The 13902-nt window shown below is 60.3% G+C and carries 12 protein-coding genes; 7 read left to right on the top strand and 5 right to left on the bottom strand.

What is annotated here, in order from left to right:
* Positions 1 to 18: 18 nt before the first annotated feature.
* From xylB to FHT86_RS29240, 4 genes are all read right to left on the bottom strand, one after another.
* A complete protein-coding gene (gene xylB, locus FHT86_RS29255; protein WP_133710416.1) occupies positions 19 to 1476 on the bottom strand; it encodes a xylulokinase in 1458 nt (485 codons plus the stop codon).
* A 39-nt stretch (positions 1477 to 1515) separates the two neighbouring features.
* Positions 1516 to 2541: a LacI family DNA-binding transcriptional regulator gene (locus FHT86_RS29250; protein WP_133710415.1), complete on the bottom strand. Its 1026-nt coding sequence runs from the start codon at positions 2539 to 2541 to the stop codon at positions 1516 to 1518.
* 158 nt (positions 2542 to 2699) lie between these two features.
* Entirely contained in the window at positions 2700 to 4298 is a 1599-nt protein-coding gene (locus FHT86_RS29245; RefSeq protein ID WP_133710414.1) for a DHA2 family efflux MFS transporter permease subunit, read from the bottom strand.
* A 15-nt stretch (positions 4299 to 4313) separates the two neighbouring features.
* Positions 4314 to 5546: an HlyD family secretion protein gene (locus tag FHT86_RS29240; protein ID WP_133710413.1), complete on the bottom strand. Its 1233-nt coding sequence runs from the start codon at positions 5544 to 5546 to the stop codon at positions 4314 to 4316.
* Between the two features lie 163 nt (positions 5547 to 5709).
* On the opposite strand from FHT86_RS29240, the gene FHT86_RS29235 reads away from it, so the two are divergent.
* From FHT86_RS29235 to FHT86_RS29210, 6 genes are all read left to right on the top strand, one after another.
* Positions 5710 to 6390: a TetR/AcrR family transcriptional regulator gene (locus FHT86_RS29235; protein ID WP_133710412.1), complete on the top strand. Its 681-nt coding sequence runs from the start codon at positions 5710 to 5712 to the stop codon at positions 6388 to 6390.
* A gap of 104 nt (positions 6391 to 6494) precedes the next feature.
* Positions 6495 to 7334 (top strand): GyrI-like domain-containing protein, encoded by an 840-nt coding sequence (locus FHT86_RS29230; RefSeq protein ID WP_133710411.1) that lies wholly within the window; start codon positions 6495 to 6497, stop codon positions 7332 to 7334.
* A gap of 133 nt (positions 7335 to 7467) precedes the next feature.
* On the top strand, positions 7468 to 8211 hold the full coding sequence (locus tag FHT86_RS29225; protein WP_133710410.1) for a TerC family protein: 744 nt from the start codon (positions 7468 to 7470) through the stop codon (positions 8209 to 8211).
* A 233-nt stretch (positions 8212 to 8444) separates the two neighbouring features.
* Positions 8445 to 9902 carry a glutamate--tRNA ligase gene (gltX, locus tag FHT86_RS29220; RefSeq protein ID WP_133710409.1) on the top strand — a complete coding sequence of 486 codons (1458 nt, stop codon included), beginning with the start codon at positions 8445 to 8447 and terminating at the stop codon, positions 9900 to 9902.
* A gap of 15 nt (positions 9903 to 9917) precedes the next feature.
* A complete protein-coding gene (gene lysS, locus FHT86_RS29215) occupies positions 9918 to 11414 on the top strand; it encodes a lysine--tRNA ligase (RefSeq protein WP_133710408.1) in 1497 nt (498 codons plus the stop codon).
* 135 nt (positions 11415 to 11549) lie between these two features.
* Positions 11550 to 11834 (top strand): hypothetical protein, encoded by a 285-nt coding sequence (locus tag FHT86_RS29210; RefSeq protein WP_133710407.1) that lies wholly within the window; start codon positions 11550 to 11552, stop codon positions 11832 to 11834.
* Positions 11835 to 11872: 38 nt separating this feature from the next.
* Here FHT86_RS29210 and FHT86_RS29205 read toward each other — a convergent pair whose 3' ends face one another.
* Positions 11873 to 12721 (bottom strand): hypothetical protein, encoded by an 849-nt coding sequence (locus FHT86_RS29205; RefSeq protein WP_133710406.1) that lies wholly within the window; start codon positions 12719 to 12721, stop codon positions 11873 to 11875.
* Positions 12722 to 12914: 193 nt separating this feature from the next.
* On the opposite strand from FHT86_RS29205, the gene FHT86_RS29200 reads away from it, so the two are divergent.
* A complete protein-coding gene (locus tag FHT86_RS29200; RefSeq protein WP_133710405.1) occupies positions 12915 to 13823 on the top strand; it encodes a LysR family transcriptional regulator in 909 nt (302 codons plus the stop codon).
* Positions 13824 to 13902 lie beyond the last annotated feature (79 nt).

Raw genomic sequence — 13902 nt, 5'->3', positions numbered from 1 at the left:
GATCTTAGTTGATTATTCTCAATGCGCCGACAGCGGCTTGATCGCCGGATACAGCGCGCGGTAACGCTTGTAGGCATCCTCGTAAGCGCCGGTCAGCGCTGTTGCCGGTTCGATCGTGCCCGCCGTTTCCGGCGGTGTGCAAACGGCGACGGGGTCGGCGCCGGTTGCCGCGATCAAGCCAAGACGGGCAGCGCCGAAGGCCGCTCCGAAATCGCCGTCGGCCGGCAAATCAACTGGGATACCGAGCGCCGTAGCGATCGAGGCCAGCCAGTAGCGCGAGCGCGAGCCGCCGCCGATGGCGGTGACGCGGGCGATATCGGTACCCGCAGAGCGCAGGGCTTCGAGATTATCACGAATGGCGAAGGTGACACCTTCGAGCACCGCCTGGGTGAGCACCGCCCGGCCACTCTCATGACCGAGGCCGATGAAAGCGCCGCGGATGGTCGCATCGTTATGCGGCGTGCGTTCGCCGGAAAGATAGGGAAGAAAGGTGACACCAGACGGTGCCTTCAGCGCATCGCCGAGTTCGCCGGTGAGTTCGGCGGCGGATTTGCCGGTGACGCTCGAATGCCAGTTCAACGCATCGGTCGCCGACAGGATGACGCCCATCTGGTGCCAGGTGTTCGGCAGTGCGTGGCAGAAAGCATGAACGGCGCTTTCCGGCTTCGGCAGGTACGAGCCGTTGGCGGCAAAGAGCACGCCCGAAGTACCGAGTGAAACAAAGGCGGCGCCATCGCTGACCGTGCCCATGCCGCAAGCCGAGGCCGCATTGTCCCCTGCCCCACCGGCCACGACGACGTCGCCGGCGATACCCCACTTCGATGCCAGTTCGCCGCGCAGCTTGCCGGCGGCTTCCGTGCCTTCCACCAGCGTCGGCATCTGCTTTTCATCGAGGTTGGTGGCGGCGAGCAGCTCGGAAGACCACTTGCGTTTGCCGGTATCGAGCCAGGAAGTGCCGGCGGAATCGGACATTTCCGACATGTGCTCGCCCGTCAGCCATAGGCGCAGATAGTCCTTCGGCAACAGCACCCAGCGCACCTTGGCGAAGATATCCGGCTCGTGCTTGGCGACCCATGCGAGTTTCGGTGCGGTGAAGCCGGGAAAAACGATGTTGCCGGTCAGCGCCCGGAAACGCGGGTCCGCGTCGAGTGCGGCGGCTTCATGGTAGCTGCGGGTATCGTTCCAGAGGATGCAGGGACGCAGCACCTTGTCGTCCGCGTCGAGCAGTGTGGCGCCGTGCATCTGGCCCGAGAGGCCGATGCCGCGCACTGCTGCCAATTCCTTTGGGTGCGCCGCCTTCAGGCCGGCAATCGCCTCCTCGGTGGCGCGAACCCAGTGCGCCGGCTCCTGCTCCGACCAGCCCGGATGCGGACGCGACACGTCGAGCCCGCCATTGGCCGATCCGATGATCTTCTGGTTGCCGTCGATCAGCATCGCTTTGACGCCGGACGTTCCGAGATCGAGACCTAAATACATCAGATGTAACTCCCTATACTCTGCCGCAGGTTTTGATGGTCAGGGCAGATTGTCCTTCAAGAAAATGTCGAGGCGGATGCGCTCCTGGCCGGCGATGACATCCTGGCCATCCGCCGTCGCCTTCATGACGCGTACGGCGCTGCGCACCTCATGACCGGCATCCTGGTTGAGAACGGCATCTATGGTGCCGTTCTGCAGCGCCGCGCGGGTATGTTCGGTCAGTTCGTGCACGACGACAGTCAGGTCGCGCGCCTGCCTGGTCGCGTTCAGCGCCCGGATCAGACCGCGGTTACCAGCGCCGAGGCTGTAGATGCCGATGATATCACTATTGCCAGAAAGCGCTTCGGAGACGAGCGCGTTGGCGATTTCCGGATCGTCGCGGCCTTCCAGCACCGGCAGCAGGCGCAGTTGCGGAAATTCCGCGGCCATGACGGAGGCAAATCCTTCCAGGCGTTCACGATGGTCGCGCACCAGCATGGAACCGGCAAGAACGGTGATATCGCCCTTGCGCCCGCCGAGGAAACGGCCGAGCAGCCGCGCCGCCGTCCGGCCCGCAGCAATATTATCGACACCGGCATAGTGATGCCGTGTGGAACCGGTGAGATCGGAAACGAGGGTGACAACGGGAATCCGCTCCGCCACCAGCCGGTCGACGGCGGCGCGCACGTCCGGCGCGTCGGTTGCCACCAACGCCACGCCGGCAAGGTCCATGCCCTGCAACGCGTCGAGCGCGGCCACCAGCGCCGGCGCGTGGAAGGCGGGCACCTCCACGATCTGGATCGCTGTGCGCTCGAAGGTCGAGCGCGTCATCGCCTGACGTACCTCGGTATAGAGCCCGTGCATGAAGGAATTGTCGCCGGTCGGCAGGATGAACACCAGCGGATAGACGCGGCCCTTGGCAAGATTGGCCGCCGCCACATCACGCACATAGCCGATATCGCGGATTGCTGCTTCCACCTTCTCGCGCGTCACGAGACGCACGCCCGGGCGCCGGTTCAGCACCCGATCCACGGTCGCAAGGCTGACGCCTGCAGCAGCGGCGATGTCGTAAACGGTGGGTCTCATCAGCTCCTCCTGACGAAATCCTTACTGCGAATTCTGATGTACGTAAATCAGAAATTTTCGACGCCTAAAACTTCCTGTCGATAGCTACGAAAAGAAAAAGGCTTCTCGGATCGAGAAGCCCTTCAATTGCAGGGAGATAGGAGTGAAACCGTTTCAGCCTAGTGGCCGCCGCCGCCCGCGCCCTTCGGCGGAGCCTGCGGTTTGTTGAGCATCAATACGCCAAAGATCATGGCAAGGAACAATACCGTCAGCATCAGGAAGACATCGCCGAAGGACATGATGATCGCCTGTTGTTCCGCCATATTGACCAACTGCCGCAACGCCGCCTGCGGACCGTCCAAGCCATTGGCACTAAAATTGGCCGTCATATTGTTGATTTTATCGATGGCGGCAGGGCTCCCCCAATTTACATGCTCGCGCAAATGCATGTAGTGGGCGTCCTGACGGGTGCTGAGCACCGTGTTGATGACGGCGAGCCCAACCGCACCGCCGAGGTTGCGGGTTAGGTTGAACAGACCGGAAGCACCACGCATGCGGGCGGGAGGCATGGTTCCAAGCGCGATGTTGTTGATCGGCACCATGCACAACATAAGTCCGAAGCCGCGAAGAATCTGCGGGATGAAGAGCTCCCAGAAATCCCAGTCCGTCGTCAGGCCCGTCATAATCCATGTGCCGGTCGCGAAACTGCAGAAGCCGATGATCATCATGATCCGAAGATCCATCTTGCCGGAGAGAAAGCCGGCTAGAGGCGCGGTGAAGAACATTGCCAGGCCGGAGACGAACATCGTCTGGCCAATCATCAGCGAATCGTATCCGCGGATACGGCTGAGATAGACGGGATAGATATAGGTCAAACCATAAAGCCCGATGCCCATGACGAAAGAGAACATCGAACCAAACGCGAAATTCTTATTACCAAAGGCCTTCAAATCGACGACGGGGAAATCGACGGTGAACGCCCGATAGAAGAAGACGAGCGCACCTATCGCGGAAGCAATTGCGGCAATCACGATATAGTCGTCATTGAACCAGTCGTTGGTGTTGCCTTCTTCAAGCACATATTCGAGTGCGCCGAGAAACAGCGCCATGGAAAACAGCCCCCACCAGTCGAACTTCTTCATCAACGACAGCTCCGGCTTGTCGAAGTCGATGAAATTCCAGGTGACAAGGGTAACGACGATCCCCGGTCCGATGTTGACAAGGAACAGCCAGTGCCAGGAAAACGCATGGCTGAGATAACCGCCGACCGTCGGGCCGATGGTCGGGGCAAGTGTTGCGATCAAGCCGATGATCGGCGATACCACATTGCGCTTCGACGGCGGGAAAATGGTGAAGGCGGCAGCGAAAACCGACGGAATCATGCCGCCGCCGATAAAGCCCTGCAGAGCACGATAGACGATCATCTGATCGATGTTGGTTGCCGTTGCGCAAAGGCCGCTGGCGATGGTGAAGCCGGCAGCGGAGGCCGCGAAGAGATATCGTGTCGAGATGATGCGTGCCAGCGTTCCTGAAAGCGGAATCATGATGACTTCAGCGATCAGATAGGCCGTCTGAACCCAGGGAATTTCGTCCGAGCCGGCGCTAAGACCGGCCTGGATCTCGCTGAGGGAGGCAGAAACCACCTGAATATCAAGGATCGACATGAACATGCCGAGCACCATCGCAAAAAAAGCGATGAGCTTACGGGGGTCCATGTGGTCCGCCGCTGGGGCGACAGGAGCGGCTATCGAACCTACGGTCGCGGCTGTCGAGGCCATCGGCGCTCTCCGAACTTAGTTGTTGGCCGATCCGGCACGGTCAGGCGCAGTGCGGGTATCGACATCGACGACGACACTCAGACCGGCGCGCAGCCGACCGCTGTCGAGCGCATCTTGCGGCAGGGCGATACGAACCGGCACGCGCTGGACGACCTTGGTGAAGTTGCCCGTCGCATTTTCCGGTGGCAGCAGCGAGAAGACCGAACCGGAGGCCGGCGAGATCGATGTTACCGTGCCGACGATCGGATGGTCGCTGTAGGCGTCGACATGGACGTTGACCTTGGAACCCGGAACCAGGTGCTGGATCTGCGTTTCCTTGAAGTTGGCATCGATGTAGAGTTGGCTGGTCGGAACGATCGCCATCAGCTTCTGGCCCGGCGAGACAAGATCGCCTTCCTGAACCGAACGATTACCGACAACGCCGTCATAGGGCGCCTTCAAGACGGTGAAGGAGAGATCGCGGGCGGCCTTGTCGCGAGCGGCCTCCAGGCCCTTGATCGTGCTTTCGGCCTGGCGGCGCTGCGCCTGCAGCAGATTGATATTGGCCTGAGCCGACGCGATGGCCGCATCGCCGCCGACGAGATTGGCCTTGGCCTGATCGAGGGCGATATTGGCGCTATCCAGGGAAGCCGTGGTGCCGACCGACTTCGATTGAAGTTCGGCGGCGCGTGTCTGGGTGATCTGCGCGCCGCGTACCGTCGCTTCCAAAGCGACCTTCTGCGCCTGCGACTGGGCAAGAGCAGCCTGGCCGGCGGCAATCTGCGCATCGATGGTGTGCAACGACAATTGCTCGGTGTCGAGCGAAGCCTGGGACTGCTCCAGCGCCAGCTTGTAGTCGCCGTCGTCGAGCGTGGCGAGCACATCGCCCGCCTTGACCTGCTGGTTGGCGACGACGTCCACCTTGGCGACATAGCCAGTCACCTTCGGCTGGATGGTCGCAATGTCACCTTCGATGTAAGCATCGTCGGTCGACACCAGGAAGCGGCCGTTCGTCCACCACTCATAGCCGTACCAACCGGCCCCAACGAGCACCAGAACGACAATGATCGGAAGCACCAGGCTGCGCCGCTTCTTCTCGGCCGGCGGTGGGGCCGCCTGGACCGGAGCAGCAGGCGCAGCCTGGGCGGGGGGTGGGTTGCCAGGCTTTTCCGCGGCGGGAGCTTCAGCAGACGCGTCCTGCGCTTCCACTTCGACATCAGCGGAATCATCCACGATGCGCGCTACATTGTTACTATGACTTGACGACATTGCCCTACCACCGGAAATCTGGGTATAATAATCGAACCGAACGGTTCAGTTCAGTTGACATAGATCGTTTTTCATTCCATATCAAGTCATATCGAACCACTCGGTTCGATTTAATTAATGAATCTGATTAAGATTCTGAAAAAGTGATCGAGCGAAGGAGACGATGAAACAGGAACCGCAAAATGCCGCCGTCTTGAACGCACCTGCTTCAGGGGGACGTTGGGCCGCCGGCGAAGACCCGGTCAAGCGCCAGCAGATTCTGGATGGTGCGACACGCGTCTTCATGAAAATGGGGTTCGATGCCGCGAGCATGAACGATGTCACGCGCGAGGCGGGTGTCTCCAAGGGCACGCTTTACGTCTATTTCGCCAATAAGGAAGATCTGTTCTCCGCCATGGTGGACAGTGAGCGTGCACGTTTCGTCGAAACCGTGCGCACCGCCCTCGCTGATGATGCCGATGTCGCCACCAGCCTCTATGAATTCGGCATGGTGTTCGTGACCCACGTCACATCGGAAAAGACCATCAGCGCCATGCGCACCGTCATCGGTGTGCGCGAACGTATGCCATCTCTCTGTCAACGCTTTTTCACCGGCCCGGAAAACCTGCGCACCGTTCTGCGCAGCTTCCTCGAACGTCAGGTGACGGCCGGTCGTCTTTGCATCGAGGACTTCGATATGGCCGCACGTCATTTCCTTGACATGGCCAGTGGCAGCTACTTCAAGCTGAGACTGTTCGGCGACATGGATTTCCCTCCCTCGAAAGAGGAGATCGATTACGTGGTGCGCGGCGCCGTTCGCGTCTTCATGGCTGCTTATGGTATCAATCGGAAAGATCAGGCCTGACCGCCTTCCGATAACCAGCGGATATCCGCCTCAATCCCGCAATCGCGATCAAACCCGATAGCCGGTCAGCGCCTAACAATGGGCGGGCAACCAGGGAATCGAACATGAGCGCGATCGGAAGAGCGATATGGTTCATCGAAAGCCACTTCTCATCTGATATCTCGCTGGACGAGATCGCCGATACGGCTGGCCTGTCGCGCTATCATCTGTCGCGCGTCTTTGGGCTTACCACCGGCCATTCGATCAGCGGCTATATCAGGGGTCGGCGCCTCAGCGGGGCCGCCCTTGCGCTGATCAACAGTTCATCGACCATTCTCGAGGTTGCCCTCGATGCGGGCTACGGCTCGCACGAGGCTTTCACCCGTGCCTTCCGCGAGCAATTCGGCATGACGCCGGACAGTTTGCGCAAACAGGGGCACGCCAGAAACCTTGTTTTGCTGGAGCCGATCAGAATGGACGACACCCGCCTTCCCAAACTCGACGCGCCGCGTTTCGAGACCCGCCCCGCAATGCTGCTCGCCGGCCTTGCGGAAACCTATGCCTATGAAGCCACGCAGGGGATTCCCTCGCTCTGGCAGAAATTCAACCAGCATTTCGGCCATATCCCCGGCCAGGTCGGCAATGTCGCCTACGGCGTCTGCACCCAGGCCGAAGGCGAGACGGAAAGCTTCCGCTATATGTCCGCCGCCGAAGTCGCTGAGGCCGACAATTTGCCGGAGGGCTTTACGACCCTGAAGCTGCCGCCGCAGCGCTATGTCGTCTTCACCCATCGCGGCCATGTTTCCGGCATCTCCGCCACCGTGCACCAGATCTTCGGTGACTGGCTGCCGCAATCCGGCCACCAGCATGGCGGCGTGCCAGATATGATGGAGCGTTACGACGACCGTTTCGATCCCCAAACCGGCATGGGCCTAACGGAGATATGGATTCCCCTGAAGGCATAGAATTATGCGCGCCACCCGCGAAAATAGTGGTGGCGCTTGCACCGGCGATTTCGCTCCTTACATTAGCGACCATCATTGAGGAGCCGGAGCTGGGGGTCAGCGTCGGCAGACGCTGACCAGAGGAAAATCGTCGATGGACATTGTTGGTTTGGTGCAGGATCCAAGCGCGTGGGTTGCGCTTGTCACGCTCGTTGTCATGGAGGTGGTCCTCGGTATCGACAACCTCATCTTCATCTCGATCCTGACCAACAAGCTGCCGGTCGAACACCGGGAGAAAGCGCGCAAGATAGGCATCGGCCTCGCCTTGGTGATGCGCCTTGCCCTGCTCGGCACCGTCGCCTGGATCGTGCAATTGACGGAACCGGTCTTCGAAGTCGTCGGCCAGGGCTTCTCCTGGAAGGACATGATCCTGATCGGCGGTGGGCTGTTCCTGGTCTGGAAGGCGACCAAAGAAATCCATCACAATGTCGATCCCGCAGAGCATGGCGAGGACTTCATCGCCAAATCGACCACGACCGGTTTTGCTTCGGCCATCGGCCAGATCCTGCTGCTCGACCTCGTCTTCTCGATCGACAGCATCATCACCGCCGTCGGCATGACACCGCATCTCCCGATCATGTTCATCGCCGTCATCGCCGCAGTCACCGTCATGCTGGTGGCCGCCACGCCGCTTGCCAACTTCATCGAGAAGAACCCGACCATCATCATGCTGGCGCTGGCCTTCCTGCTGATGATCGGCACAACGCTGATCGCCGAGGGCATGGGCTTCCACGTTCCCAAGGGCTACGTCTACGCCGCCATGGCTTTCTCCGCCGCGGTTGAGGCGCTGAACATGCTGGCGCGGAATAGGCGAAAAAGAGCTGCTGGCGGGCATTAACGACCTCTGCTTGCCAACTCTCACCGTTCGACCAAAGGAAAGCGCTTGGCCCAGCCGAGCGCTTTCTCTTGACGTCTCTCATTGAATATGGCCTAAGGCCAGCCAAACGGAAAACGCGGGATTGAAGCGGCGAGACGCCCTTTTCCGGCCAGTTTCCTGACCCAGATAAACATCTCTCGCCGGGCAGCGCTTATCCCAAGCAGCGGCCTGGCTTTTTCTGACGGGCAAACAAGATGACCACTTCAGGCGTTCGCGTCCGCATCGCACCCTCCCCGACCGGCGAGCCACATGTCGGCACCGCCTATATCGCGCTGTTCAACTATCTCTTCGCCAAAAAGCATGGCGGCGAGTTCATCCTGCGCATCGAAGACACGGATGCGACGCGCTCGACGCCCGAATTCGAGACGAAGGTGCTTGACGCGCTGAAATGGTGCGGCCTGAAATGGGCCGAAGGTCCCGACGTCGGCGGCCCCTACGGCCCATATCGCCAGAGCGACCGCAAGGACCTCTACAAGCCCTATGTCGAGAAGATCGTCGATGCCGGCCATGGTTTCCGCTGCTTCTGCACGCCCGAGCGGCTGGAGCAGATGCGCGCCGCCCAGCGCGCCGCCGGCCTGCCGCCGAAGTATGACGGCCACTGTCTGAACCTCTCGGCCGAGGAAGTTTCCTCGCGGGTTGCCGCCGGCGAACCGCATGTCGTGCGCATGAAGATCCCGACCGAAGGCTCGTGCAAGTTTCACGACGGCGTCTATGGCGACGTGGAAATCCCGTGGGATGCGGTCGATATGCAGGTTCTGCTCAAGGCCGACGGCATGCCGACTTATCACATGGCCAACGTCGTCGACGACCATCTGATGAAGATCACCCATGTCGCACGCGGCGAAGAATGGCTTGCCTCGGTGCCGAAGCATATTCTCATCTATCAGTATCTTGGATGGGAACCGCCGGTGTTCATGCATCTGTCGCTGATGCGCAATGCCGATAAGTCGAAGCTGTCGAAGCGCAAGAATCCGACGTCGATCTCCTATTACACCGCGCTCGGCTATATCCCCGAAGCGCTGATGAACTTCCTCGGCCTTTTCTTCATCCAGATCGCCGAAGGCGACGAGCTGTTGACCATGGACGAGCTGGCGGAAAAATTCGATCCGGAAAATCTCTCCAAGGCCGGCGCGATTTTCGACATCCAGAAGCTCGACTGGCTGAACGGCCGCTGGATCCGCGAGAAGCTGTCGGAAGAGGAATTCCAGCATCGGGTCCTGACCTGGGCGATGGAAAACAGCCGGCTTCAAGAAGGTCTGAAGCTGTCGCAGTCGCGCATCTCCAAGCTCGGCGAATTGCCTGACCTGACCGGCTTCCTGTTCAAGTCCGACCTCAACCTCGATCCCGCCGCCTTCGCCAAGATCAAGTCGACGCCGGAAGAGCTGCTCGAAATCCTGAATACGGTACAGCCGGACCTCGAAAAGATCCTCGAATGGAATGTCGAGACGATCGAGGCGGAACTGCGCGCCATCGCCGACCGCATGGGCAAGAAGCTGAAGGTTATCGTGGCGCCGCTCTTCGTGGCCGTCTCGGGCTCCTCCCGCTCGCTGCCGCTTTTCGATAGCATGGCGATCCTCGGTCGCTCCGTTGTGCGCCAGCGCTTGAAACTCGCGGCCCAGACCGTTGCGACCCTCGTCGGCCCGAAGAACTGAACCGGACTTAGAACCATGAACGACAAGACCGAAACCGCCTCCCTCTCCTCCGACGCAACGGAAGTCCGCGCGCAGAAGCTGAAGCTGCTGCGCGAGCAGATCGGCGATGTCTATCCGGCACATTTCCACCGGACGATGACCAATGCCGAGCTGGCCGCCAAATACGAAGGGCTGGAGCCGGATACGGAAACGCAGGATATCGTCACCGTCGCCGGCCGCGTTTATTCCTCGCGCAACTCGGGCATGTTCATGGATATCCATGACGCCTCGGCCAAGATCCAGATCTTCAGCCACAAGGACGTCACCGGCGAAGAAGCCCGCGCCCTGCTGCCGATGATCGACATCGGCGACATCATCGGCGTGACCGGCGTCGTGCGCCGCACCAAGCGCGGCGAACTGACGATCAATGCGCAGCAAATCACCATGCTGACCAAGTCGCTGCTGCCGATGCCGGAAAAGTGGCACGGCCTTTCCGATATCGAGTTGCGCTACCGCAAGCGCCATCTCGACATCATGACCAACGAGGAATCCAAGCTCCGCTTCCAGCAGCGCAGCCGCATCGTCTCCGGCATCCGTCGCTTCATGGAGAATGACGGCTTCATGGAAGTCGAGACCCCGATGTTGCATTCGGTCTATGGCGGCGCCACCGCCGAGCCGTTCAAGACGCATCACAACACGCTCAAGCTCGACATGTACCTGCGCATCGCGCCGGAACTGTTCCTGAAGCGCACCCTGGTTTCGGGCCTCACCGACAAAGTGTTCGAGATCAATCGCAACTTCCGCAACGAAGGCGTCTCCACCCGGCACAATCCAGAATTCACAATGATGGAGTGCTACTGGGCCTATGCCGACTACGAGGACATCATGGACCTAGTGGAGCGTCTGTTCTCGACGCTCGCCATGTCGATCCACGGCAGCACCGAATTCGCTTTCGGCGACAAGCAGATCTCCTTCAAGGGTCCGTTCCGCCGCGTGCCGATGCCGGATGCCGTCAAGGAAGCGACCGGCATCGACTTCCTGGCGATCAAGACCGATGAGGAAGCCCGCGCCGCCTCCAAGGCAGCCGGTTTCGCCGTCGAGAAGGACGCGACCTGGGGCGAATGCCTGGCTTTCATCTTCGAAGAGAAAGTCGAGGCCACGCTGATCCAGCCGTCGCACGTCACGCATTTCCCGAAGGACATCTCGCCGTTCGCCAAGGAAGTGCCGGGCGAGCCGCGTCTCGTCGAACGCTTCGAGACCTATTGCAACGCCTGGGAACTCGGCAACGCCTTCTCGGAACTCAACGATCCGGAAGAACAGCGTGCCCGCATGGTCGAACAGCTCGAACAGGCGCACGCCCGCGGCGAAAAGCAGAAGGAACTGGACGAGGAATTCCTCGACGCCATCGACCAGGGCATGCCCCCGGCCGGCGGCCTCGGCATCGGCGTCGATCGCCTGATCATGCTGCTTACCAACTCCCCGTCGATCCGCGATATCATCCTGTTCCCGGCGCGGCGCAGCAAGGCGGACTGAAACCGGTTTCGCAAAAACGACGGGCCGCCATGTTAAGCCATGGCGGCCCCTTTTTTTGGGTCATTGCTTGCGGCTGCCTATAGGCCCTGCCAACTCACGGCGAATCCTCGCCATCCGGAAACAAGAGGCACGAAAATGACTGAGAAAGAAATCCCGACCACGAACGCCGATCTCGAGCAGCAGCGCATGGCAGATCTCGCTGAAATCGGCGATGTCGATCTGGCGCAGTTCGTGCCGGGCACATTCGGCTGCCACGAGGCGATGCATACGACGTCGCTCATGCTCGACATGACCGACGATCATTTGCTGCAACACCCCGCCATCCTTGGCGATCCGGAGTTTTATCGCTTGGCCGGCGAAGTCCACGAAGCATTATTTGCGCTTTATCAGGCCATCGGCGAGAAGCATTTGGCAGATTGAGGGATTACCTCGGTCCCGCAAGGCGAAGGTGCCTGCAGTTAGTTCGTCACCGGCGATCGCCGGTCGCTGGCGCCTGTCATGGTCGGGTCGAGACCCGGCGATGGCGTTGCATTCGGGTCGGCCGCGTCGGCGCCAATGAAGCTGCCGGTATTGTCGCCCTCGGGCGGAAGGTTGCCCGTGGATGCGGGGGGATGCTGTTCCGGCGGCGTCGCGGGCGCGTCCTCTTTTTCCTCGCGGGCGACGGCCTTCTGTTCGGCGGCTTCGGCCGCTTTCTGCTTGTCGCTTTTCGCGTTACCGCCCGCTTCGTTCTCGGCGGCCAGCGGATTGTCGCAGTCGGTGTGATCTTTCAGCGCCGCCAGCGCGTCGTCGATATCCTTGGGCAGCATGTTGATCTGTTCGCCGTAAAAAAGACCTTCGGCGCTCGCACCGCCATTGTAGTAGCGTGCCGTGACAGGTTTCTCGACGGTGCCATCGGCAACCTTGTCGGGATGCGGCACATAGACGACATCGGCGCCGAGCGCTCGGCCGCGAATATCGGACCGCAAGGTCGGGCCATTTTTATCGAGAACCACCACCTGAACGAGATCCGGCTTTTGCTCCTCATAGACGGCCTTGGCAACGCGAAGCGCCGTTCTGACGCGGGTCAAGCCGTCGGTTGGATCGGTGCGGATGTATTTGCGCACCCAGAACCGGTTCTCCTTATGGATGGTGACAAGGTTGACGTCGCTGCATTTCAGGCCATTCGGAGAGGTCGAGGCTAAACCCAGAAGCCTGTCTTTGCCGATATAAAGCGCGAAGACGCCGGAGCAGCCTATCAACAAGGCTACTCCGCCGATGATGACGACAAGCTTCCGGGATGGCCGGAAAATGTGCAGTAAGGCGCTCACGCCAACTGCTCCACCATAGAGCACTCCAACGCGACAAAATGATCAACTCTCACGTTAGGGAAATCGCGTTTCGGAATACTTAAAGAAGAGATGATTCTTGCGCCGCTCGCGTTTCCGTTACCAAAAAAGGTCCAAGCCTTTCAGACCCATGGCGGCGCTTGCCTTGGACGGCGCGCCCATGCTCTAACAGGGTATGGCCTTCACTTTGAGACAGCTTCAATATTTCGTCGCCGTGGCGGAACAGGGCTCCATCACCCGCGCCGCGCAGAATCTGTCGATCTCGCAATCCTCGGTCACCGAAGCGCTGAAGGAACTTGAGAGCGACCTCGGTGTCGAGCTTTTCGACCGCCATCCGCGCGGGCTGTCCATTACCCATAACGGTCATCAGTTCCTGCGCCATGCCACAAAGATCCTCGCGACCGTTTCCGATGCCCGCACCAGTTTTTCCAGCCAGCAGAATGCACCCGGCGGCACGTTGAATATCGGCGTCACTTCGTTGGTTGCCGGTTATGTATTGTCCGACCTCCTGGCGCGCTATCGTCGCGCCTGCCCCGGTGTCGAAGTCAGCGCCATCGAGGACAATGGCGGTTATCTCGAACATCTGCTGGTCGGCGGCGAACTCGACGTTGCCGTAATGGTCATTTCCAATCTGCGCGATCGCATGGCGCTGCAGGCCGAAATCCTCGAAACATCGCCCTATCGCCTCTGGTTGCCGATGGGGCATCCCCTGGTCTCCGCCGACATCATCGGCGTTGCCGACATCACGCGCGAACCGCTGATCATGCTGACCATCGACGAGATCGAGGAGAACACCGGCAAGCTGCTGACGGCGCTTGGCGCCCGGCCACATGTCGCCTTTCGCACCCGTTCGGTCGAGGCTGTGCGCAGCCTGGTTGCCACAGGAGCAGGCGTCGCGCTGCTGCCGGATCTCGTCTACCGACCCTGGTCGCTGGAAGGCGACCGCATCGAAAGCCGCGATGTCTCCGGGTCGCTGCCAGTCGTGCAGGTCGGCATGGTTTGGCGCAAGGGCTCGAGCCTGCCGCAAGCCGCCCGCGATTTCGTCGGCATCGCCGAAACCATGCGTTCGGGACGTCAGCGGTAAGTTTCTAAATACCAATCGGAAATTCCGATATCGCCTTTCTGATAAATGAATTTGCGAATACGGCAAAATCGCGTCACCT

It is taken from the genome of Rhizobium sp. BK313 (assembly GCF_014193655.1).
In the GTDB taxonomy this organism is placed as follows: domain Bacteria; phylum Pseudomonadota; class Alphaproteobacteria; order Rhizobiales; family Rhizobiaceae; genus Rhizobium.
The sequence above is the reverse complement of the archived record's forward strand: the minus strand, read 5'-3'. Positions and strand labels throughout refer to the sequence as shown.

Coding starts and splice junctions, on each gene's coding strand:
- FHT86_RS29200 (WP_133710405.1), top strand. CDS start 12,915: ATGGCCTTCACTTTGAGACAGCTTCAATATTTCGTCGCCGTGGCGGAA.
- FHT86_RS29240 (WP_133710413.1), bottom strand. CDS start 5,546: ATGTCGTCAAGTCATAGTAACAATGTAGCGCGCATCGTGGATGATTCC.
- FHT86_RS29250 (WP_133710415.1), bottom strand. CDS start 2,541: ATGAGACCCACCGTTTACGACATCGCCGCTGCTGCAGGCGTCAGCCTT.
- FHT86_RS29230 (WP_133710411.1), top strand. CDS start 6,495: ATGAGCGCGATCGGAAGAGCGATATGGTTCATCGAAAGCCACTTCTCA.
- FHT86_RS29245 (WP_133710414.1), bottom strand. CDS start 4,298: ATGGCCTCGACAGCCGCGACCGTAGGTTCGATAGCCGCTCCTGTCGCC.
- FHT86_RS29210 (WP_133710407.1), top strand. CDS start 11,550: ATGACTGAGAAAGAAATCCCGACCACGAACGCCGATCTCGAGCAGCAG.
- gltX (WP_133710409.1), top strand. CDS start 8,445: ATGACCACTTCAGGCGTTCGCGTCCGCATCGCACCCTCCCCGACCGGC.
- FHT86_RS29225 (WP_133710410.1), top strand. CDS start 7,468: ATGGACATTGTTGGTTTGGTGCAGGATCCAAGCGCGTGGGTTGCGCTT.
- xylB (WP_133710416.1), bottom strand. CDS start 1,476: ATGTATTTAGGTCTCGATCTCGGAACGTCCGGCGTCAAAGCGATGCTG.
- FHT86_RS29235 (WP_133710412.1), top strand. CDS start 5,710: ATGAAACAGGAACCGCAAAATGCCGCCGTCTTGAACGCACCTGCTTCA.
- lysS (WP_133710408.1), top strand. CDS start 9,918: ATGAACGACAAGACCGAAACCGCCTCCCTCTCCTCCGACGCAACGGAA.